Raw genomic sequence first — 18381 nt, forward strand, 5'->3', positions numbered from 1 at the left:
CGGCCCGCGCCCGTCCGGTCAGACCAGGCGGCCGCCGCCGTCCACGTGCAGGACGGTGCCGGTGACGTACGGGTTGTCGATCGCGTGCAGGACGGCCTTGACCAGGTCCTCGGGGGTGCCGACCCGGCGGGCGGGGTTGCGGGCGGCGACGGAGCGCAGGAAGTCCTCCTTGTCGGCGCCGAGGCCGTCCCAGGAGCCGGTGTCGACGATGCCGGGGGAGATCGCGTTGACCCGGACGGGCGCGACCTCGACGGCCAGCGCCTGGACGAGGAAGGCCAGGGCGCCGTTGGTGGTGGCCATCACGGTGCGGGCGGGGGCGGGGCGCCAGGCGGCGACGCCGGAGAAGAAGGTGAACGAGCCGTCCTCGGCGGCCTGCCCGGCAAGGTGCTTGGCGAGCAGCAGCGGGCCGATCACCTTGGCGTCGAACGCCCGCCGCACGTCGGCGAGTTGCAGTTCGGCGAGCGGGCCGTTGGCGGGCAGCCCGGCGGTGGACACCAGGTGGTCGAAGCGGCCCAGCCGGGCGGCGAACGCCGCGATCGAGGACTCGTCGGTCAGGTCGACGGGCAGCACTGCGGACGGGCCGGGCAGTTCGCCCGCCGTCCGCTCCAGCTTGCGCGGGTCGGGGCCGGCCAGCACCAGCTCCGCCCCGGCGGCGGAGGCGGCGCGGGCCAGGTGGCGGCCGGTGCGGGAACCGGCGCCGATGACGGCCAGGCGGCGGCCGGACAGGGAACCGGACAGGGAAGCGGACACGTGGGTCTCCTTCATGGGGCGGCCGGGGCGTTCCCGGCCTGGTCACCACCCTCCGTCCACCTGCACCGATAGGTCCAAGGCTTGTTTTCGACCGGATCGATAAGCTCCGTGCATGGCGACGCTCCGGCAGTTCGAGTACCTGGTCACCGTGGTCGACACCGGCTCCTTCACCCGGGCCGCCGAACGGCTGCACGTCACCCAGCCCGCCCTCTCCCACCAGGTCCGCGCCCTGGAGGGCTCGCTCGGCGGCCCGCTGCTGGAGCGCCTGCCGCGGGCCGTCCGCCTCACCCCGCTCGGCCGGGCCGTCCTCCCGCACGCCCGCGCCCTCCTCGCCGACGCCGAACGCCTGCACGCGGCGGCCCGCCGCGCCACCGGTCTGGAGGAGGGCGAGCTGGAGGTCGCCGCCGTCCACTCGGTCGCGCTCGGCCTGCTCCCGCCGGTGCTCAGGGCCTGGCGGGCCCGCCACCCGCGGGTGCGGGTCCGGCTGCGCGAGTACCCGCACGAGGAGCTGCTGCGCGCCGCGACGGCGGCCGGCCGGGCCGACCTCGCGGTGGGCCCGCGGCCGGACGAATGGGACGGCCCGGTACGGGAGTTGGGCGTCGAGGAGTTCGCCCTCGTGCTCCCCTCCGACGACCCGCTGGCCTCGGCCCCCGGCGGCGTCCTGCCGCTCGCCGCCCTCGCCGACCGCGACTGGGTGCACTACGCCCCCGGGCACGGCCTCGCCGAAGTCCTGGACGCCGCCTGCGCCCGGGCCGGGTTCCTCCCGCGCGCGGCCGTCCGCACCGAGCAGACCGCCGCCGCCCCCGTCCTCGCCGCCGCCGGCCTCGGCCCCGCCCTCGTCCCCGCCGCCGTGCTCCCGCCCGCCCTGGACGCCGCCGTCCTGCGCCCCGACCCGCCGGTCCGCCGCCCCCTCGCCGCCTACACCCGCACCCGCCCCGACCGCCTCACCACCGCCTTCACCGACCTCCTCGCCGAGACGCTGCGCCTGTAGCGCACCCCGCGCCCCTTGATAGCCATGAACGGAACCCTAGCGCTGCTAGACAACTGACGGGCCGTCGGTCTAGCATCATTCTCGTCGCTAGCGCCGCTAACCAAACGGCGGCGCACACCAGCAGGGGGAACCACCATGTCCGCAACCACCGCCGCCACCGGCACCGCCGCCACCGCCACCGCCCCGCAGACCGGCAGCCACCTGCGCGTCCACCTCGCCACCGTGTTCACGGTCCTGGTCGCGCTGGGCATCGGCTACGTCGGCGTCAGCTACCTGTTCGCCCCGGAGAGCACCGCCGCCGGCTTCGGCATGCCGGTGTGGCCGCGGGGCGAGGCCGCCGACTTCCTCACCGTCAAGGGCATCCGGGACATCGTCTCCGGCCTCGTCCCGCTGGCCCTGCTGCTGACCGGCCACCGCCGGGCGCTCGGCTGGGCGCTGCTCGCCGAGTCGCTCACCCCGTTCGGCGACGGCACCACCATCCTGCTGCACCACGGCAGCACCGCCACCGCCCTCGGCGTCCACTACGCCACCGCCCTCTTCGTGGTGGTCACCGCCGTCCTGCTGCTCACCGAGCGGACGGGCGGGCGCACGGGCGGGCGCACCGGCGGGCGCAGCTGACCCGCCCTCAGCCCTCCGCCCAGTCGCCGCCCGCGAGGAACTCCTCGAGGGCGGCGCGGTGCGGTCGGGGGTCGATCCGCTCGGCGGCCAGCCACGCGTCCGAGTAGTACTTGTCGAGGTACCGGTCGCCCGGGTCGCAGATCAGCGTGACGACGCTGCCGCTGCGGCCCTCGCGGCGCATCTCGGCGACGATCCGCAGGGCGCTCCACAGGCCGGTGCCGGTGGAGGCGCCGGCCTTCTTGCCGAGGACGTCGGCGAGCAGGTGGACGGCGGCGATGGAGGCCGCGTCGGGGACCTTCATCATCCGGTCGATCGCGCCGGGCACGAAGGAGGGCTCCATCCGGGGGCGGCCGATGCCCTCGATCCGCGAGCCGGTGGGGCAGTGGGCGTCGGGGTCGTGGTGCACCCAGCCCTCGAAGAAGCAGGAGTTCTCCGGGTCGGCGACGCAGATCCGGGTGTCGTACTGCATGTAGTGGACGTACCGGGCGATGGTCGCGGAGGTGCCGCCGGTGCCCGCGGTGGCGACGATCCAGGCGGGCTCGGGGTGGGGCTCCATCCGCAGCTGGGCGAAGACCGACTCGGCGATGTTGTTGTTGCCGCGCCAGTCGGTGGCCCGCTCGGCGTAGGTGAACTGGTCCATGTAGTGGCCGCCGGTCTCGGTGGCGAGCGCGGCGGCCACCGCGTAGACCTCGCCCGCGTTGTCGACCAGGTGGCACCGCCCGCCGTGGAACTCGATCAGCTCGATCTTGGCGCGGCTGGTGGTACGGGCCATCACGGCGACGAACGGGACGCCGACCAGCTGGGCGAAGTACGCCTCGGAGACGGCGGTGGAACCGCTGGACGCCTCGATGACCGGGGCGCCGGGCCGGATCCAGCCGTTGCACAGGCCGTACAGGAACAGCGAGCGGGCCAGCCGGTGCTTCAGGCTGCCGGTGGGGTGCGTCGACTCGTCCTTGAGGTACAGGTCGACGCCCCAGTCGGCGGGCAGCGGGAAGCGCAGCAGGTGGGTGTCGGCGGAGCGGTTGGCGTCGGCCTGGACGCGGCGGACGGCCTCCTTCAGCCAGGCCCGGTACTCGGGGTCGGTCCGGTCCACGTCCTGGGTCTGATCGCTCATCGCGCCACTCTCCTCGCCACCGCCGGTACGCCACCGAGTGTAACAGTCAACTACGATAAGTGACGATTACGGAGGCCCCAGCTTCCCCTTATGGCGGGCCCGTACGGCCGGCGGCCCTCGGCGGCTCCACAGCTGCACGTCGGAGCCCCCGGGCCACCGCCGGCAGGCGGCCGTCCGGGCTGACGGCCGGGGAGCGCGGCGGGCCGGGGCGGGCCCCCCGGCCCCGCACAGGCCGGGGGCGCCCGCCGGTGCGTCAGCCGCCCGCCACCGCCCGCAGGACGTCCAGCTTCGCCGCCCGCGCGGCGGGCCGCAGCCCGGCCAGCACCCCGGCGGCCGGTCCGACCAGGGCGACCACGGCGAGCCGCCCGAGGGGCAGCGCGAAGGAGCCGGTGCCCGCGCCGTCGGAGGCCCGGGTGAGCGCCCAGCCGAGCAGCGCGCCGAGGAGCAGCCCGCCCGTGGTGCCGAACGCGGCGACCAGCACCGACTCCCAGCGCACCACGGCCCGCAACTGGGCCCGGGTCTGCCCGACGGCGCGCAGCAGGCCGAGTTCGCGGGTGCGCTCGTGGACGGCGAGGGTCAGCGTGTTGGCGATGCCGAGCAGCGCGATCAGCACGGCGAGCGCGAGCAGCGCGTAGACCACCGAGAGCATCGTGTCGACGCCGGAGGCCGAACTCTCCGCGTACTCGGCGCGGGTCTGCACCTGCGGGCTGCCGTACGCGGCGGCGATCCGCCCGATCGCGGCCTTGCCCTGGTCGACGGTGACGCCGGGCCGCAGCGCGACGACGACCAGCGTGTCGGCGTCCTGGACGCGGTGCGGCTCCCAGGCCGGGCGGCTGATCAGGTAGTCCCCGGCGACGCCGCCGCCCGCGTAGAGGGCGCGGACGGTGAAGGCGGCGGTGGTGTCGGTGAACTGCAGCTGCACGGTCGAGCCGAGCCGCCAGCCGTGCGCCTCGGCCTCGGGGCGGGAGACGGCGAGGCCGTCGGTGCCGAGGTCGGCGAGCGAGCCGTCGACCCGGCCGAGGTCGGTGACCCGGGCCAGCGCGACCGGGTCGGCGACGCCCAACCGGGCGCCGTGGCCGTCGATCCGGGCGGCGCCGCGGCCGAGGCCGACGGCGGTGCCGACCTCGGGGAGGGCGGCGACGGCGGGGGCGAGCTTCGGCGAGACGCCGCTGCCCCCGGCCCCGGTGGCGGGGGCGGTGACGGCGAGGTCGCCCGCGAAGGAGCGGGAGACGGTGTCGTCCAGGGTCGCCTTGACGGAGGCGCCGAACACGGTGAACAGGGTGACCACGGCGACGCCGACCATCAGCGCGGTCGCGGTGGCGGCCGTCCGCCCGGGGTTGCGGGCGGCGTTGCGGCGGGCCAGCGCGCCGGTGACGCCGCGCAGTCGGGGCAGCGGCGCGCCCAGCACCCGGACGGCGAGCACCGCGGCGACCGGCCCGAGCACGACCGTCCCGGCGAGCAGGGCGAGCGCCCCGCCGACGGTCAGCGCCAGCGAGGGGCCGCGGGTCGCGCCGACCACCACGGCGGGCAGCCCGCCGAGCAGCACGAGGGCGCCGACCGCCTTGCGCACCGCGGCGCTTCGCCCCTGCGCCGAGGCGTCCACGGCGGTGTCGCGCAGGGCGGCGAGCGGGGCGGTGCGGGCGGCGCGCAGGGCGGGGACGAGGGCGGAGGCGGCGGCGACCAGGGTGCCGGTGAGCAGCGGCAGCAGGACCGTCGCGGCGTGGACCACGGTGCCGCCGGTGGGCAGGGTGAACCCGATCGCGGCGAACAGCGCCTTCAGCCCGGCGGCGACGCCGAAGCCGCCGAGCAGGCCGAGCGCGGAGGCGAGGACGCCGATCGCGAGGGCCTCGCCGAGGGTGGTGCCGAGCACCTGGCGGCGGCTCGCGCCGAGGGCGCGCAGCAGGGCGTTCTCGCGGGTGCGCTGGGCGGTGACGATGGCGAAGGTGTTGTGGATGGTGAAGGTGGCGACCAGCAGGGCGACCCCGGCGAACACCAGCAGCAGGGTGGTGAACAGGCTCAGGAAGCGGCCGGAGACGTCGGCGGTGGACTGCGCGGTGGCGTCCGCGCCGGTCAGCGCCTCCACCCCGTCCGGCAGCAACTTCTGTACCTCGTCCACCAGTTGGCGTTGGCTCAGGCTGTCCGAGCGCAGCCGGACGGTGGACACCTGTCCGCTGCCCTTCGGCGTCAGGTGGGCCTGGGCGTCGGCGAGGGTCAGCGCGGTGAAGGTGCTGGGGCCCATGCCGTCGGCGTCGGCGCCGAAGGTCGCGATGCCGACCACGGTGATCCGCACCGGGTCGGGGGTGCGCAGCACCGTGCTGTCGCCGACCTCCAGCCCGCCCGCCTTCGCGGCGCCCCGGTTGACCACCGCCTCGCCGGGCGCGGCGGGGGCGCGGCCCTCGGCGAGCCGGTACGGGTTGAGCTTCGGGTCGTCGATCCAGTTCCCGGCCAGGGTGGGCGGGCCCTGCCCGCCAACGGGCTTGCCGTCGGCGCCGATCAGTTGGCCCGCGCCCTGCACCGAGGGCTCGGCGGCGCTCACCCCGGGCGCGGTGCGCAGCCGCTCGGTCAGCGACTCGTCCAGCGGGGCGCGGATCCCGCCGGGGACGTCGGGCGCGTCCAGCACCCGGGCGCTGCGGACGACCGCGTCGGTGCCCGCGTTGGCATCCGCGAACAGGGTGTCGAAGTTGGCCCGCAGGGTGTCGCCCAGCACCATCGTGCCGGTCAGGAACGCCACGCCCAGGACGATCGACAGCACGGTGCCGAACAGTCGGCGCCGGTGGGCGAGCAGCGAGCGCGCCCCGATCCGCACGCTCGCGTTCACCGGGCGGCCGCCTTGCCGCGGCGGCCGTCGAGGGCCTTCATCCGGTCCAGTACCCGTTCGGCGGTGGGCTGTTGCACGGTGTCGACCAGGCGGCCGTCGGCGAGGAACAGCACCGTGTCGGCGTACGCGGCGGCGGCCGGGTCGTGGGTGACCATCACCACCGACTGCCGCACGGTGTCCACCGCGGAGCGCAGCAGGCCCAGCACCTCGCCGCCGCTGCGGGAGTCCAGGTTGCCGGTCGGCTCGTCGGCGAACACCACCGCGGGCCGCCCCGCCAGCGCCCGGGCCACCGCGACGCGCTGCTGCTGGCCGCCGGAGAGCTGGCTGGGCCGGTGCTGCAGCCGGTCGCCGAGGCCGACCACGTCGATCAGGGCGTCCAGCCACTCCCGGTCGGGGGCGGCGCCGCCGAGGTCCAGCGGCAGGGTGATGTTCTCCCGGACGGTGAGCGTCGGCAGCAGGTTGAACGCCTGGAAGACGAACCCGATCCGCTCCCGGCGCAGCAGCGTCAGCTCCCGGTCGCCGAGGCCGGACAGCTCGGTCTCCCCCAGCCAGGCCCGGCCGCCGCTCAGGGTGTCCAGTCCGGCGGCGCAGTGCACGAGGGTGGACTTGCCCGAACCCGAGGGGCCCATCACGGCGGTGAACCGGGCCGCCGCGAACTCCACGCTGACGCCGTCCAGCGCCCGCACCCGGGTCTCCCCCGCGCCGTACTCCTTCACGGCCTCCTCGACCCGGGCCGCGGCCGTCACCGCTTCCCCCCGTCCGCGCCGTGCTCCTCGGTCAGCACGCCCCGGCGCTCCCGGTACTCCGCCTCGTCGATCTCCCCCTGCGCGTACCGCCGCCCCAGCACCGCCAGCGGAGCGTGCTCCCCGCCCCCGCCGCACCACCCGCGCCGCCGCCACCCGGCCCGCCGCAGCACCGCCACCACCAGCACCACCACCAGCAGCCAGAACAGCGGGAACACCAGCACCCACGGCCCGGGCCCGTGCCACCCGTCGGCCAGCAACGTCACCATCACCACTCATCCCCTTCGGTCGAGAACACCGGCTCCCTACCGGCCCCTCCACCGTCCCCCGCACCCCCGCCCCAGCACGTCCCCCACCGGGCGGCACCCGCCCTACTCCCTGCGCACTACCCCAGCCACCCCGGCCGGACCAGCCCCGACTCGTAGGCCAGCACGACCAGTTGGGCCCGGTCCCGGGCGCCGAGCTTGACCATCGTGCGGCTGACGTGGGTCTTGGCGGTGAGCGGGCTGACCACCAGGCGGCGGGCGATGTCCTCGTTGGTGAGTCCGAGCCCGACCAGGGCGAGGACTTCGCGTTCGCGGTCGGTGAGGACGTCGAGGCGGGCGGTGGCGGGTTCCTTGGAGCGGGCGGCGAACTCGCCGATCAGGCGGCGGGTGACGCCCGGGGAGAGCAGGGCGTCACCGGCGGCGGCGACCCGGACGGCGCGCAGCAGGTCGCCGGGTTCGGTGTCCTTGACCAGGAACCCGGCGGCGCCCGCGCGCAGCGCCTCGAAGACGTACTCGTCGAGCTCGAAGGTGGTCAGCACGACCACCCGGACGTCCGCGAGGGCGGTGTCGGCGCAGATCAGGCGGGTCGCGGCGAGCCCGTCCAGGCGGGGCATCCGGATGTCCATCAGGACCACGTCGGGGCGCAGTTCGCGGGCCAGCGCGAGGGCCCGTTCGCCGTCCTCGGCCTCGCCGACCACCTCCAGGTCGGGCTGGGCGTCGAGCAGGGCCCGGAACCCGGCCCGGACGAGGGTCTGGTCGTCGGCGAGCAGCACCCTGATCACGTCGTCGCCCCGTTCCCCGTCATCGGCAGCCGGGCCCGCACCCGCCAGCCGCCGTTCCCGTCCGGCCCCGCCTCGACGCCGCCGCCGAGGGCGGCGGCCCGCTCCCGCATGCCGGTGAGCCCGTTGCCGCTGCCTCCCGCGTCGCCGCCCCCGGCCGGGCCGGGGTCGGTCACCGTGACCGTCAACCCCTGCTGTTCCCAGACGAGTTCGACGTGCGCGGTGCGGGCCGTGGAGTGCCGCAGCACGTTGGTCAGGGCCTCCTGGACGATCCGGAACGCGGCGAGTTCCAGCCCGGCACCCGTCCGGGCGGCCCGTCCACGCCGTTCGACCGTCACCACCAGCCCGGCGTGCCCGGCCTGTTCGACGAGCTCGTCGAGCCGTTCCAGACCCGGCGCGGGCGCGCGCGGCGCGGTGGCGCCGGGGCCGCGCAGCGTGCCGAGCACCTGGCGGACCTCGCCGAGCGCCTCCTTGCTGGTCGCCTTGATCGTGGTCAGCGCCTCCCTGGCCTGTTCGGGGCGGGCGTCCAGCAGTTCCAGCGCGACCCCGGCCTGGACGTGGATCAGCGAGATCGAGTGCGCCAGGATGTCGTGCAGTTCGCGGGCCGTCCGCAGCCGCTCCTCGTCGTTGCGCCGGGCCCGGGCCTCCTCCTCGGCGGCCCGCACGGCGGCGATCCGCTCCTGCCGGAACCTGGCCAGTTCGGCGCCCGCGAAGACCAGCAGCAGCCAGGCCGTGACGCCCAGCTCCTGCCACCCCTGCACCGCGTGGTCCGGGGCCCGCAGCCAGCCGTCCGGCAGCGCGTGGCCGGTCAGCAGGTGCACCAGGTAGAAGCCGCCCGCACTCAGCCAGGCCGCCCGCCGGTGGCCGTGCCGGACGGCGCCGAAGAACGCCACCACCATCGCCAGGAACGACGGGCCGTACGGGTAGCCGGCCCACAGGTACCCGGCCGTGACGGCCGTGACCGCCGCCACCGTCGCGGCCGGCCACCGGCGCCGCAGCACCAGCAGCGCCGGGCCGAGCACCAGCAGCAGGTACCCCCAGCCGTCCAGCGGCACCCGCCCGTCCTGGTGCCGCCCCGCCACCGTCGTCCCCGCGACCTGCGCCACCGCCACCACCGCGGCCCCCGCCACCGGCCAGCCGGCCTTCGCCGCCCGCACCCACGGCGGCACCCACAGCAGCTGCGATTCGCCCATACCCGAAGGCTAACCACACCCCTGCGGCCCACCATCGTCCCGCCGGAGCAGACGCGCGTACTCCCCGGGGAGTACCGGGAGGGCCACGGCGGGCGGGGCAGCCGGGGCGGGGCGGGGCCCACCCCGGCGGGGGCTCACCCTGGCGGGGGGTGGTCCGGTGGCCGGTGGCGGTGTCACCCGTGCCGGTGACGGCGCCGGGATTCCCGGGGCGCGGCGGGCGCCCGTCCAGGTCGGGAGGGGGTCGGCCCCGTGGGACGGGCGTTCGGGGAGAAACGCTAGACTGCCGCATCCGGCTCGTACGGCATCAAGGAAAGAAAAACATGGCTGAGGCCCACCCGAAGGTCGTCGTGGTTGTTCCGACCTACAACGAACGGGAGAACCTGCCGATCCTGGTTGGCCGGCTGGCCGACCTCGGCATGGAGAACCTGCACGTCCTGGTCGTGGACGACAACTCCCCCGACGGCACCGGCGAGGTCGCGGACAAGCTGGCGGCCGACTCGGACGGCACGATCTCGGTGCTGCACCGCACGGAGAAGGACGGCCTGGGCCGCGCCTACGTGGCGGGCATGTCGCGGGCGCTGGAGGACGGCGCCGACATCGTCGTGCAGATGGACGCCGACCTGTCGCACCCGCACACCGCCGTCCCGGAGATGGTGGCGAAGCTGACCGGCACGGACGCCTCGGTGGTGCTGGGTTCGCGCTACGTGCCGGGCGGGTCGACCGCCTCGGAGTGGCCGTGGCACCGCAAGGCGCTCTCGGCGTGGGCGAACTTCTACGTCAACGCGATCCTGCAGCTGAAGGTGAAGGACGCCACGGCCGGTTTCAAGGCGTGGGAGGCCCAGGCGCTGCGCGCGGTCGACCTGCCGTCGGTGCGGTCCAACGGGTACTCGTTCCAGGTGGAGATGAACTACCGCGTGGTCAAGCGCGGCATGCGGATCTCCGAGGTGCCGATCCGCTTCGAGGAGCGGGTCGAGGGCATGTCGAAGATGAGCCTGGGCGTGCAGCTGGAGTCGGCGCTCGCCCCCTGGAAGCTGCGTTTCGGCAAGGGCTGACCGCTCCTGCGGGTGCGCCGGACGGCGCGGGTCGACGGTTCGTCACCCGCGCCGTTCCGCTTTTCCGGCGCCGCCCCGACGGCCGGTCAGGGCACCGCCGAGGGGGCCCCGACGGCCGGTCAGGACACCGCCGAGGGGGCCCCGACGGCCGGTCAGGGCGCCGCGACGGCCTGCGGGTCGTCCAGGTAGGGCTCCCAGGCGAGTTCCGCGGCGCCGACCAGTCCGGCGTGCCCGACCTGGGCGGGGACGATCGGGATGCGGCCGCTGCGGCCCCACAGGCAGCGGTCGGCGACCACGGCGGCGAGGCGCTCGGGGGCGGCGGCGAGCAGGTCGAGGTGGAGGCCGCTGAGCACGATCCGGTCGGGGTTGAGGATGTTGACCAGTCCGGCGAGGCCGAGGCCGAGCCGGTCGACGACGTGGTCGAGGGCGTCGGCGGCGGCCGGGTCGTGGGCGAGGGCGCGGGCCTGCGGGAGCAGCGGGCGGTCGGGGTCGGGGCGGCGCTCCGCGGCGGCGAACAGCGCGTAGGTGTCGGTCTCGGCGTTGAGGCAGCCGCGGTTGCCGCAGGCGCAGGGGCGGCCGAGCGGGTCGACGGTGACGTGGCCGACTTCGAGGGCGAGGCCGGAGCTGCCGGTGTGCAGGCGGCCGTCGATGACCAGGGCACCGCCGACGCCGCGGTGGCCGGAGGTGACCAGCAGCAGGTGGCGGGCGCCGCGTCCGGCGCCGTGCCGGTGTTCGGCGAGGGCGGCGAGGTTGGCGTCGTTGGCGACGGCGGTGGGCAGGGGGGTGCGGGCGCGCGGGCCGGGGTCGGTGCGGGCGACGGCGGCGGCGAACAGCGCGTCGACCGGGGTGCCGGGCGGCCAGTCGAAGTGCAGGGACGAGGGGACGGTGCCGTCGGGTTCGGTGACGGGGTTGGGCAGGGCGAGGGCGGAGCCGAGGACGCGGCGGCGGCTGTCGCGGGCGAGCCGGGCCCCGGTCTCGGCGACGGCGTCGAGCAGGGCGGTGGGCGAGGTGTCGGCGGGCAGCGGCAGGTGGACGGGGTCGTGGAGGCGTCCGCCGAGCCCGGCGAGGGCGACGGAGACGGCGTCGGCGTGCAGTTGGGCGGCGAGGACGACGGGGCCGGGGTCTGCGAGGGCGAGCCGGTGCGAGGGGCGGCCGCGGCCGCCCCCGGCGGGGCGGGAGTCGACGGTGATCAGGCCGAGCGCCTCCAGTTCGCCGGTGACGGCGCCCGCGGTGGCGCGGGTGACGTCGAGGGCGCCGGTGAGGGCGGAGCGGGTGGGGGCCTGTCCGGTGTGGACCAGGCGCAGGGCCGGTCCGAGCAGGGTGCGGCCGCGGTCGGGCGCGGCCCGCTTGGACGCCCCCGGCGGCGGAGTCGGATTCTGGCCCGTCCTCGGGCTTGTAGGTGTGTGCGGCACTCCCCTATTCTGACTTTGTGCCGCTACTGAACAAAACCGAAGCCCGCTCCTCCCTCCTCTCCGCTGCCCCTTCGAACTCCCCGTCCGGCCGCAGCTCCTCCTGGTCGGCGGCACGCCTCGCCCTCACCGCCTTCTTCACCGTCGACGGCTTCCTGTTCGCCTCCTGGGTGGTCCGGATCCCGGACGTCCGCGCCCAGGTCTCCGCCTCGCACAGCGCGCTGGGCCTGGCCCTGCTGTGCATCTCGGCGGGCGCGGTCGCCACCATGGCCCTGGTCGGACGGCTGTGCCTGCGGTACGGCTCGCGCCGGGTCACCATCGCCTCGGTCGCCGTGTTCTCGCTGGCCGCGGCGCTGCCCGCGCACACCCACTCGGTGCTCGCGCTCGGCGCGGTGCTGCTGCTGTTCGGCGCGGGCTACGGCGCGGCCAACGTGGCGATGAACAGCGCCGCGGTCGACCTGGTCGCCGAGCTCCGACGGCCCGTCATGCCGAGCTTCCACGCGGGCTACAGCCTCGGCGGCCTGCTCGGCGCCGCGGTCGGCGGCCTGCTCGCGGGCCGGATCAGCACCTCCTGGGCGCTGGCCGCGGCCGCCGCGGCCGGCCTCGCCGTGACCGCCGCCGCGGGCACCGCCCTGCTGCGCGCCCCGGCCGCCCTCCCCCGCCCCGCCGCCACCGCTCCCGCCGCCGCCCAGACCCCCGCCGCCCGCCCGTCCCGGCACGCCCGGCTGCTGGTGGTGCTGCTCGGCCTGACCGCCCTGTGCACCGCGTACGGCGAGGGCGCCCTGGCGGACTGGGCGACCCTGCACCTGACCGACGACGTGCACGCCAGCGGCGCCACCGCCGCCGCCGGGTACGCCTCCTTCGCCTTCGCGATGACGGCGGGACGGCTCTCCGGCACCTGGCTCTCCGAACGGCTCGGCCAGACCAGGGTGATGCTGCTGGGCGGCCTGACCGCCTGCGCGGGCATGGCGACCGCGGCCCTGGCGCCGTCCGTGCCGCTGGTGCTGGCGGGCTTCGTCCTGGTCGGCCTCGGCCTGGCCAACGTCTTCCCGCTGGCGATCGCCCAGGCCGGGGCGGCCGCCGGGCCGCAGGGCGTGGCCACCGCCTCCACCCTCGGCTACGCGGGCATGCTGGTCGGCCCGCCGGTGATCGGCTTCCTGGCCGACGCCCTCTCGCTGCCCGCCGCCCTGCTCACCGTCGCCGCCAGCTCCGCGCTGGCCGGCCTGCTCGCCCTCACCGTCCGCCGCCACCGCGCGGCCTGACGGCCCGTCCGCCCGCACGACCCCGCCTGACCGACTCCGCCCGCACGACGACGACGGCGGCCCGGACGCCCCCACGCGCCCAGGCCGCCGTCTCGCCGTCCGCTCTCACGGACGGCAGCTCGTCACGGGTGGTACAGCTGGTTGATCAGGGTCACCTTGCCCTGCGCATCGAGCTTCACCTCGTACTGGTTGCCGTAGCAGCGGTACGGCGCGGCGGCCTGGTCGGCGGCGTGCAGGCAGGAGTCCACGACCTTCATGAAGGTGATCGGGTCGGCTTCCTGGAGCTTCAGTTCGTCGTTCAGCAGGTAGCTCTTCGACTCCCCGTCGAACTCGTAGACCCGGGGCTCGCCCTGGGGCTCCCAGTAGCCGTCGTTGGGGACGTCGGGGCCGCAGACGAACCTGGTGGCCCGGGCCCGTACCCACAGGTGCGTCGAGTAGGCGTTCTCGGTGACCTCGATGACCTTGACGTCGTCGGCGCCCGCGGCGCAGTCAGCGCTCGGCTCCCCGGCCTTTCCGGTGGCCGCGGCGGTGGACTTTCCCGGGCTGGCGGCCGGCTTCCGGCTGGCGGTCGGCTTCGGGCTGGCCGCGGCGCCCCCGGTGGCACCCCCGGTCGCGGTGGCACCCCCGGTCGCGGTGGCGGCCGCGGAGGCGGTGGCGGCCGGGGCGGAGGCGGCGGTGTCGGAGGACGGGTCGTCCGGGTCGCAGGCGGTGAGGGCGAGGGCGGAGGCGGCCAGGACGGCGGCCACGGTGAAACGACTGAGACGCATGACGCGAATCCCCCAGGATCTGACAGACGGGTGGGTAGGGCGGATCCGGCCGTGTTTTCGTCGACGCCCCCGCGGCTCGACCTTCACTTCCAAGATCCATCGGACGGACATCCTGCCCGATCCGACAGAGCCCACCACGCCGGTCCGGCCCGCCCGGTTGCCTCCGTTGCGCAGCTGTGACAGTCGTTGCACCGGGCGCGACCTCCGGCGAATCCCCGCAATCCGCCCACCCGTCCGCCCCGACACCCCGTCAACTCCCGTCACCGCGACGGGAGTCGCCCGCCCGCCCCGGCCGTCCCCCCGTCAGCCGCCCACCACCAGCGTCCCGTTGACGTGACACGCCTCACCCGCCGCGGGGCCGAACCGGTCGGCCCACGTCCTGAGTTCTGCCGCGGTGCCCGGGCCGTCCGCGAGCCGGGCGACGGCGAGGGCGGGCGGCAGCGCGCCGCGCGCCAGCAGCTCCGTCCACTGCGCGCCCGTCAGCGCGAGGTAGCGCAGCCCGTCCAACTCCCGCAGCACGCCCAGGTCCTGCACCGCGCACCGCGACAGGTCCAGCCACCACAGCGCGGGCAGGGTGCGCAGCGGCGCGAGGTCGAGCGGGCCCGCGCAGGCCAGGTCGAGCGCGCCGAGCTGCGGGTGGCCCGCCAGCGGGGCCAGCCCCTCCCCGTCCAGCCCGGCCCGCAGCAGCTCCACCGGCAGCGGGCGCAGCGTGCCGAGGCCGGTGACGGTGCGGGAGTGGACCCGGAGCACCCGCAGGCCGGGGGCGGCGGCGAGCGGCGCGAGGTCGAGCGGGCCCTCGTCGATCCCGCCGTCGGCGGTCACCTCCAGCAGGGTGGGCGCGACGGCGGCGGGCAGGCCGGGGCCGAGGGCGGAGCGCTCGACGTTCCGCGGGCGGACGGATTCGGTGACCTCCAGGCCGGGCGGGTAGTCGGGGTCGATCTCCTCGCCGTCCTCGGGGGCGTCCTCGATCTCGTAGGCGCCCCGGTCGATCAGGTCCAACCAGGCGGCCAGCAGCGAGGTGACGGAGTCGGCGACGTACAGCGGGCCGTCGTGGAAGTCCCGGCCGCTCTCGATGACCTGGCCGGGGCGGCCGTGCTCGGCCGGGGCGAGGTCGACCGCGTGGTAGTTGCCGTCGTCGGCGGTGGCGAAGGGGATCCAGCCGGGGTGGTTCAGGCAGCGGCGGACGGTGTCGAGCGGCCCGGGCTCGTGCATGACGCAGGTCTCGTCCGGCCGGGCGTGGTCGGGGCGGTGCGGGTACTGCGTCCAGTCGGCGTGGGCCCGGACCACCTCGTCGAGCGGCAGCCAGCGCAGGTAACCGAGCCACAGGCCGTTCGCCATGACGTCGCTGCCGTTCGCGACCCGGTAGAGCGCCCGCAGGTCGTCGGGCAGCCGGTGGCCGAGACGGCGTTCGGCCTCCGCGATCTGCCCGGACGTCAGCGGCGGGTCCAACGGCCGCTCGTGGCCGGTCAGTTCGGTGACCCGCCGCCGGTACTCGGCCAGCAGCGCGACGGCCCGCTCCGCGTCCCCGGCCGGGGGCAGGACGGAGCCGGGCTGGGCGGGGCCGGGGGCGGGAGGGACGTGGTCGGGGTCGAGGACCAGCAGGCGGCCCTCGGTGGCGCGGGGCTCCGGCGTCGCGGTGAGGGTGTACGGCCCGGCCGGGTCGTGCGTCAGGTGCAGCCGGGCGCGCGGCCAGCCGCGCTCGGCGGCGATCGCCGCGGCGAGGGCGTCGAGGTCCGCCGGGTCGGGCCGGAGGCCGTGCCGACTGCCGTCCGGCAGCGTCCACCTGCCGTACGTGCCGGGCCCGTAGCGGCTGTCGACCGTCTCCAGGCGCAGCTCCGTCCACCCCTCGGGGGCGCTGCGCGCCAGCCGGGCGAGGATCGCCCGCACGTCCCGTTCGAGCCGCTCCACCATCGGGTTCCCTCCGTCGTCCGCGTACGGGGGGATGCTCGCAGAGGCACGGGCGGGGCTACGGCGCGGGGGGCCGCCCGTCCTCGCCGGGCAGGCGGAGGTCCCAGCCGACCAGGGCGCGGAGCTGTTCGGCGGTGACGCCGTCGGGGACGGGGCGGGGCGGGTCGTGGCGGATGGGGGGCTGCCAGCCCTGCTCCGGGTCCCAGGTGCGGACCTGGCGGGCGGGGGCTCCGGCGACCACGGCGTAGTCGGGGACCTCCCCGGCGACCACGGAGTTGGCGGCGACCACGACGTTGCGGCCGATCCGGGCGCCGGGCAGGATGACCGCGCCGGTGCCGATCCAGGAGCCCGCACCGATCGAGACGGGCTCGTTGCGGGGCCACTGCTTGCCGATCGGCAGCGCGGTGTCGCGGTACTCGTGGGCCTGGTCGGTGATGTAGACGTCGGGGCCGGTCCACACGTCGTCGCCGAGTTCGATCCGCTGGTGGCCGACGATGTGGCTGCCGCGGCCGATCACGCAGCCGCCGCCGATCCGGACGATCGGTTCGGGGCCGAGGTCGAGCCCGGGCAGGAACCCGGCCGACAGGGTGACGCGTTCGCCGATGATGGAGAACGGGCCGATGGTGATCCAGCGCTCGTTGAAGACGGTGCCGAGCGGGAAGGCCAGCTTGGTGCCGTCGCCGAGCTCGCCGAACCGGTACGGGCCGGGGTTGCGGTTGCTGACCGCCCCGGCGTCCTGGGCCCAGCGCCAGCCGTGGTGCACGGCGCGCCCGGCGGCCCGGCGCGCGTGCTCGCGGACCGGGCCGAGCAGCCTGCGGACGATCGACATGCGCTCACGGTAGCGGCCGGTGCGCCCCCGCGGCCCGCAACGGGACCAAACTCACACCGGCCGGTAACTTCCGCCGAAAGCCGAGGTCAGCGCACCGCCGTTGCAGCGCCCCGCCGTTGCAGCGCCCCGCCGCTCGGTGCCCCGCCGCTCAGCGCACCCAGCGCGCGGGCCGCTTGGCCAGGAAGGCCCGCATGCCCTCCTGCGCCTCCTCGGAGCCGAACAGCTTCGCCGACAGCGCGACCAACTCCTCGGTGTGCCGCTCGAAGGACTCCCGGACGGCGGCGTTGGCGAGCAGCTTGGACTCGGCCAGGCCCTGCGGCGAGCAGAGCCGGATCGCGTCCAGGACGGTGCGCAGCGCGGCGGCGGAGTCGTCGGCGGCCTCGGTGACCAGGCCGATCCGGGCGGCCTCGGTGGAGTCGAAGGTCTCGCCGGTGAGGTAGTAGCGGGCGGCGGCGCGCGGGTCGAGCTTGGGGCGCAGCGGCAGCGAGATGACGGCGGGGGCGAGGCCGAGGCGGGACTCGGTGAAGGCGAAGGTGGAGTCGGGCCCGGCGACGGCGAGGTCGCAGGAGCCGACCAGGCCGAGCCCGCCGGCCCGGACGTGGCCGTCGACCAGGGCGATGACGGGCTTGGGGCAGTCGACGATCGCGCGCTGGAGGGCGACCAGGCCGCGCGGTCCGACGGTGGGGTCGTCGCCGGTGGCCTCGGAGAGGTCGGCGCCCGCGCAGAAGACCCGGCCGGTGTGGCCGAGGACGACGGCGCGGACCTCGGGGTCGGCGGCGGCGTCGGCGAGGCGGGCGGTGAGTTCGGCCATCAGCCGGGTGGAGAGGGCGTTGCGGTTGTGCGGGGAGTCGAGTTCGAGGGTGGTGACGGCGTCGGCGGTGGTGGAGCGGACGAGGGGGGCTTCGGGGGTCATCGGGCCTGGCCTGCCTTCCGGCTGAGGGTGGGTCGGACGGGGCGTCGTCTGCACCCTGGCACACGGCGGCCCTACTGACCAGTACCCGATCTTCCGGGCGACGTCCGCCCCGCCGCGCCGCGCGACGCTCCGCACACGTCCTCAATTCCCTTAAGGTCTAGACCTATTGACACTTAACGGACAAGGTCGCTTGAGTGCTGCCGCACCGCTCGTTCCCCCACAAGGAGTGGCCGAATGTCCCACACCCGCACCACCCACCGGCCGGCGCACCGCGCCCGCGCCGGCCGCGGCAAGGTCGCCGCGCTGCTGACCGGCGCGCTGGCCGCGACCGGCCTGGCCGTCATGGTGCCCACCACCTCGACCGCCGCGACCGCCTGCACCACCCCGTACTCGGCGACCCAGGTGTACACCGGCGGCACGTCCGCCTCGTACAACGGGCACAACTGGAACGCCAAGTGGTGGACCCAGGGCGAGGCGCCGAGCACCGGCGGCTCCGGCGTCTGGGCCGACCAGGGCGCCTGCGGCGGCGGCAGCAGCCCGACCCCGAGCACCTCGACCGGCACCAGCACCGGCCCGAGCTCCACCCCGCGGGCGTGCGAGCTCTCGATCTGGGTGGCCGGCACCCAGTACGCCACCGGCACCGTCGTGAAGTACGTGCCCAACGGGAAGTTCTACGTCGCCACCCACGACAACCCGGGCTACGACCCGACCGTCTCCACCTGGTACTGGAGCCCGACCACCTGCGGCACGGACACCCCGAGCCCGAGCCCGACCTCCTCCTCGACCACCCCCAACCCGGGCGGGTTCGTGGTCTCCGAGGCCCAGTTCAACCAGATGTTCCCGAACCGGAACTCCTTCTACACCTACTCCGGCCTGGTCGCGGCGCTGAAGGCCTACAGGCCGCGTACTACGGCCGCGGCCCGATCCAGCTCAGCTGGAACTTCAACTACAAGGCGGCGGGCGACGCGC

At 75.9% G+C, this 18381-nt stretch carries 16 protein-coding genes and 1 pseudogene; 5 read left to right on the forward strand and 12 right to left on the reverse strand.

Features of this window, described 5'->3' with window-relative positions; translation table 11 throughout:
- Window positions 1-18: 18 nt before the first annotated feature.
- The gene (locus tag OO57_RS29940; RefSeq protein ID WP_267884997.1) at window positions 19-750 is read right to left on the reverse strand and encodes an SDR family oxidoreductase; all 732 of its coding nucleotides are present in this window, start codon (window positions 748-750) and stop codon (window positions 19-21) included.
- A 112-nt stretch (window positions 751-862) separates the two neighbouring features.
- Here OO57_RS29940 and OO57_RS29945 point away from each other — a divergent pair, with 112 nt between their 5' ends.
- Together OO57_RS29945 and OO57_RS29950 are read left to right on the forward strand one after the other, a co-directional pair.
- Window positions 863-1741, forward strand: coding sequence for a LysR family transcriptional regulator (locus OO57_RS29945; RefSeq protein WP_033255848.1), 879 nt, complete (start codon window positions 863-865; stop codon window positions 1739-1741).
- Between the two features lie 135 nt (window positions 1742-1876).
- Complete coding sequence (locus tag OO57_RS29950; protein WP_081974060.1) at window positions 1877-2359, forward strand: DUF4267 domain-containing protein; 483 nt, start codon at window positions 1877-1879, stop codon at window positions 2357-2359.
- 7 nt (window positions 2360-2366) lie between these two features.
- On the opposite strand, the gene OO57_RS29955 is transcribed toward OO57_RS29950, so the two are convergent.
- The 6 genes from OO57_RS29955 to OO57_RS29980 all read right to left on the reverse strand — a co-directional run bounded on the left by OO57_RS29955 (window position 2367) and on the right by OO57_RS29980 (window position 9272).
- A complete protein-coding gene (locus tag OO57_RS29955; protein ID WP_033255849.1) occupies window positions 2367-3473 on the reverse strand; it encodes a PLP-dependent cysteine synthase family protein in 1107 nt (368 codons plus the stop codon).
- Window positions 3474-3726: 253 nt separating this feature from the next.
- Window positions 3727-6291, reverse strand: coding sequence for an ABC transporter permease (locus OO57_RS29960; protein ID WP_033255850.1), 2565 nt, complete (start codon window positions 6289-6291; stop codon window positions 3727-3729).
- A complete protein-coding gene (locus OO57_RS29965) occupies window positions 6288-7037 on the reverse strand; it encodes an ABC transporter ATP-binding protein (protein ID WP_033255851.1) in 750 nt (249 codons plus the stop codon). The genes OO57_RS29960 and OO57_RS29965 overlap by 4 nt, the downstream gene beginning before the upstream one ends.
- On the reverse strand, window positions 7034-7303 hold the full coding sequence (locus OO57_RS46125) for an SHOCT domain-containing protein (protein ID WP_051778428.1): 270 nt from the start codon (window positions 7301-7303) through the stop codon (window positions 7034-7036). The genes OO57_RS29965 and OO57_RS46125 overlap by 4 nt, the downstream gene beginning before the upstream one ends.
- 116 nt (window positions 7304-7419) lie before the next feature.
- Complete coding sequence (locus tag OO57_RS29975) at window positions 7420-8082, reverse strand: response regulator (protein WP_033255852.1); 663 nt, start codon at window positions 8080-8082, stop codon at window positions 7420-7422.
- Window positions 8079-9272: a sensor histidine kinase gene (locus OO57_RS29980; RefSeq protein WP_033255853.1), complete on the reverse strand. Its 1194-nt coding sequence runs from the start codon at window positions 9270-9272 to the stop codon at window positions 8079-8081. Before OO57_RS29980 ends, OO57_RS29975 begins: the two co-directional genes overlap by 4 nt.
- Window positions 9273-9592: 320 nt before the next feature.
- Here OO57_RS29980 and OO57_RS29985 point away from each other — a divergent pair, with 320 nt between their 5' ends.
- Window positions 9593-10324, forward strand: coding sequence for a polyprenol monophosphomannose synthase (locus OO57_RS29985; RefSeq protein WP_033255854.1), 732 nt, complete (start codon window positions 9593-9595; stop codon window positions 10322-10324).
- 152 nt (window positions 10325-10476) lie between these two features.
- On the opposite strand, the gene OO57_RS29990 is transcribed toward OO57_RS29985, so the two are convergent.
- Window positions 10477-11643, reverse strand: a complete 1167-nt coding sequence (locus tag OO57_RS29990) for an ROK family protein (RefSeq protein ID WP_051778433.1) — start codon at window positions 11641-11643, stop codon at window positions 10477-10479.
- Between the two features lie 110 nt (window positions 11644-11753).
- On the opposite strand from OO57_RS29990, the gene OO57_RS29995 reads away from it, so the two are divergent.
- The gene (locus OO57_RS29995; protein WP_033255856.1) at window positions 11754-12995 is read left to right on the forward strand and encodes an MFS transporter; all 1242 of its coding nucleotides are present in this window, start codon (window positions 11754-11756) and stop codon (window positions 12993-12995) included.
- Window positions 12996-13117: 122 nt separating this feature from the next.
- Here the strand turns inward: OO57_RS29995 and OO57_RS39950 are convergent, their stop codons facing one another.
- From OO57_RS39950 to OO57_RS30015, 4 genes are all read right to left on the reverse strand, one after another.
- The gene (locus tag OO57_RS39950) at window positions 13118-13762 is read right to left on the reverse strand and encodes a hypothetical protein (RefSeq protein ID WP_158715274.1); all 645 of its coding nucleotides are present in this window, start codon (window positions 13760-13762) and stop codon (window positions 13118-13120) included.
- 303 nt (window positions 13763-14065) lie between these two features.
- A complete protein-coding gene (locus OO57_RS30005) occupies window positions 14066-15673 on the reverse strand; it encodes an SMI1/KNR4 family protein (protein ID WP_051778430.1) in 1608 nt (535 codons plus the stop codon).
- A 55-nt stretch (window positions 15674-15728) separates the two neighbouring features.
- A complete protein-coding gene (locus OO57_RS30010) occupies window positions 15729-16499 on the reverse strand; it encodes an acyltransferase (RefSeq protein WP_051778431.1) in 771 nt (256 codons plus the stop codon).
- A gap of 148 nt (window positions 16500-16647) precedes the next feature.
- Window positions 16648-17412: an enoyl-CoA hydratase family protein gene (locus OO57_RS30015; protein ID WP_033255857.1), complete on the reverse strand. Its 765-nt coding sequence runs from the start codon at window positions 17410-17412 to the stop codon at window positions 16648-16650.
- A gap of 234 nt (window positions 17413-17646) precedes the next feature.
- On the opposite strand from OO57_RS30015, the pseudogene OO57_RS47250 reads away from it, so the two are divergent.
- A pseudogene (locus OO57_RS47250) lies at window positions 17647-18381 on the forward strand (carbohydrate-binding protein); the annotation flags it as partial.

This window comes from Kitasatospora phosalacinea, assembly GCF_000717185.1.
Lineage (GTDB): Bacteria > Actinomycetota > Actinomycetes > Streptomycetales > Streptomycetaceae > Kitasatospora > Kitasatospora phosalacinea_A.

What these genes read in the sequence shown, in the direction of transcription:
- OO57_RS30010 (WP_051778431.1), bottom strand. Translation starts at nt 16,499, where the DNA reads ATGTCGATCGTCCGCAGGCTGCTCGGCCCGGTCCGCGAGCACGCGCGC.
- OO57_RS46125 (WP_051778428.1), bottom strand. Translation starts at nt 7,303, where the DNA reads ATGGTGACGTTGCTGGCCGACGGGTGGCACGGGCCCGGGCCGTGGGTG.
- OO57_RS29955 (WP_033255849.1), bottom strand. Translation starts at nt 3,473, where the DNA reads ATGAGCGATCAGACCCAGGACGTGGACCGGACCGACCCCGAGTACCGG.
- OO57_RS30015 (WP_033255857.1), bottom strand. Translation starts at nt 17,412, where the DNA reads ATGACCCCCGAAGCCCCCCTCGTCCGCTCCACCACCGCCGACGCCGTC.
- OO57_RS30005 (WP_051778430.1), bottom strand. Translation starts at nt 15,673, where the DNA reads ATGGTGGAGCGGCTCGAACGGGACGTGCGGGCGATCCTCGCCCGGCTG.
- OO57_RS29950 (WP_081974060.1), top strand. Translation starts at nt 1,877, where the DNA reads ATGTCCGCAACCACCGCCGCCACCGGCACCGCCGCCACCGCCACCGCC.
- OO57_RS29980 (WP_033255853.1), bottom strand. Translation starts at nt 9,272, where the DNA reads ATGGGCGAATCGCAGCTGCTGTGGGTGCCGCCGTGGGTGCGGGCGGCG.
- OO57_RS39950 (WP_158715274.1), bottom strand. Translation starts at nt 13,762, where the DNA reads ATGCGTCTCAGTCGTTTCACCGTGGCCGCCGTCCTGGCCGCCTCCGCC.
- OO57_RS29945 (WP_033255848.1), top strand. Translation starts at nt 863, where the DNA reads ATGGCGACGCTCCGGCAGTTCGAGTACCTGGTCACCGTGGTCGACACC.
- OO57_RS29985 (WP_033255854.1), top strand. Translation starts at nt 9,593, where the DNA reads ATGGCTGAGGCCCACCCGAAGGTCGTCGTGGTTGTTCCGACCTACAAC.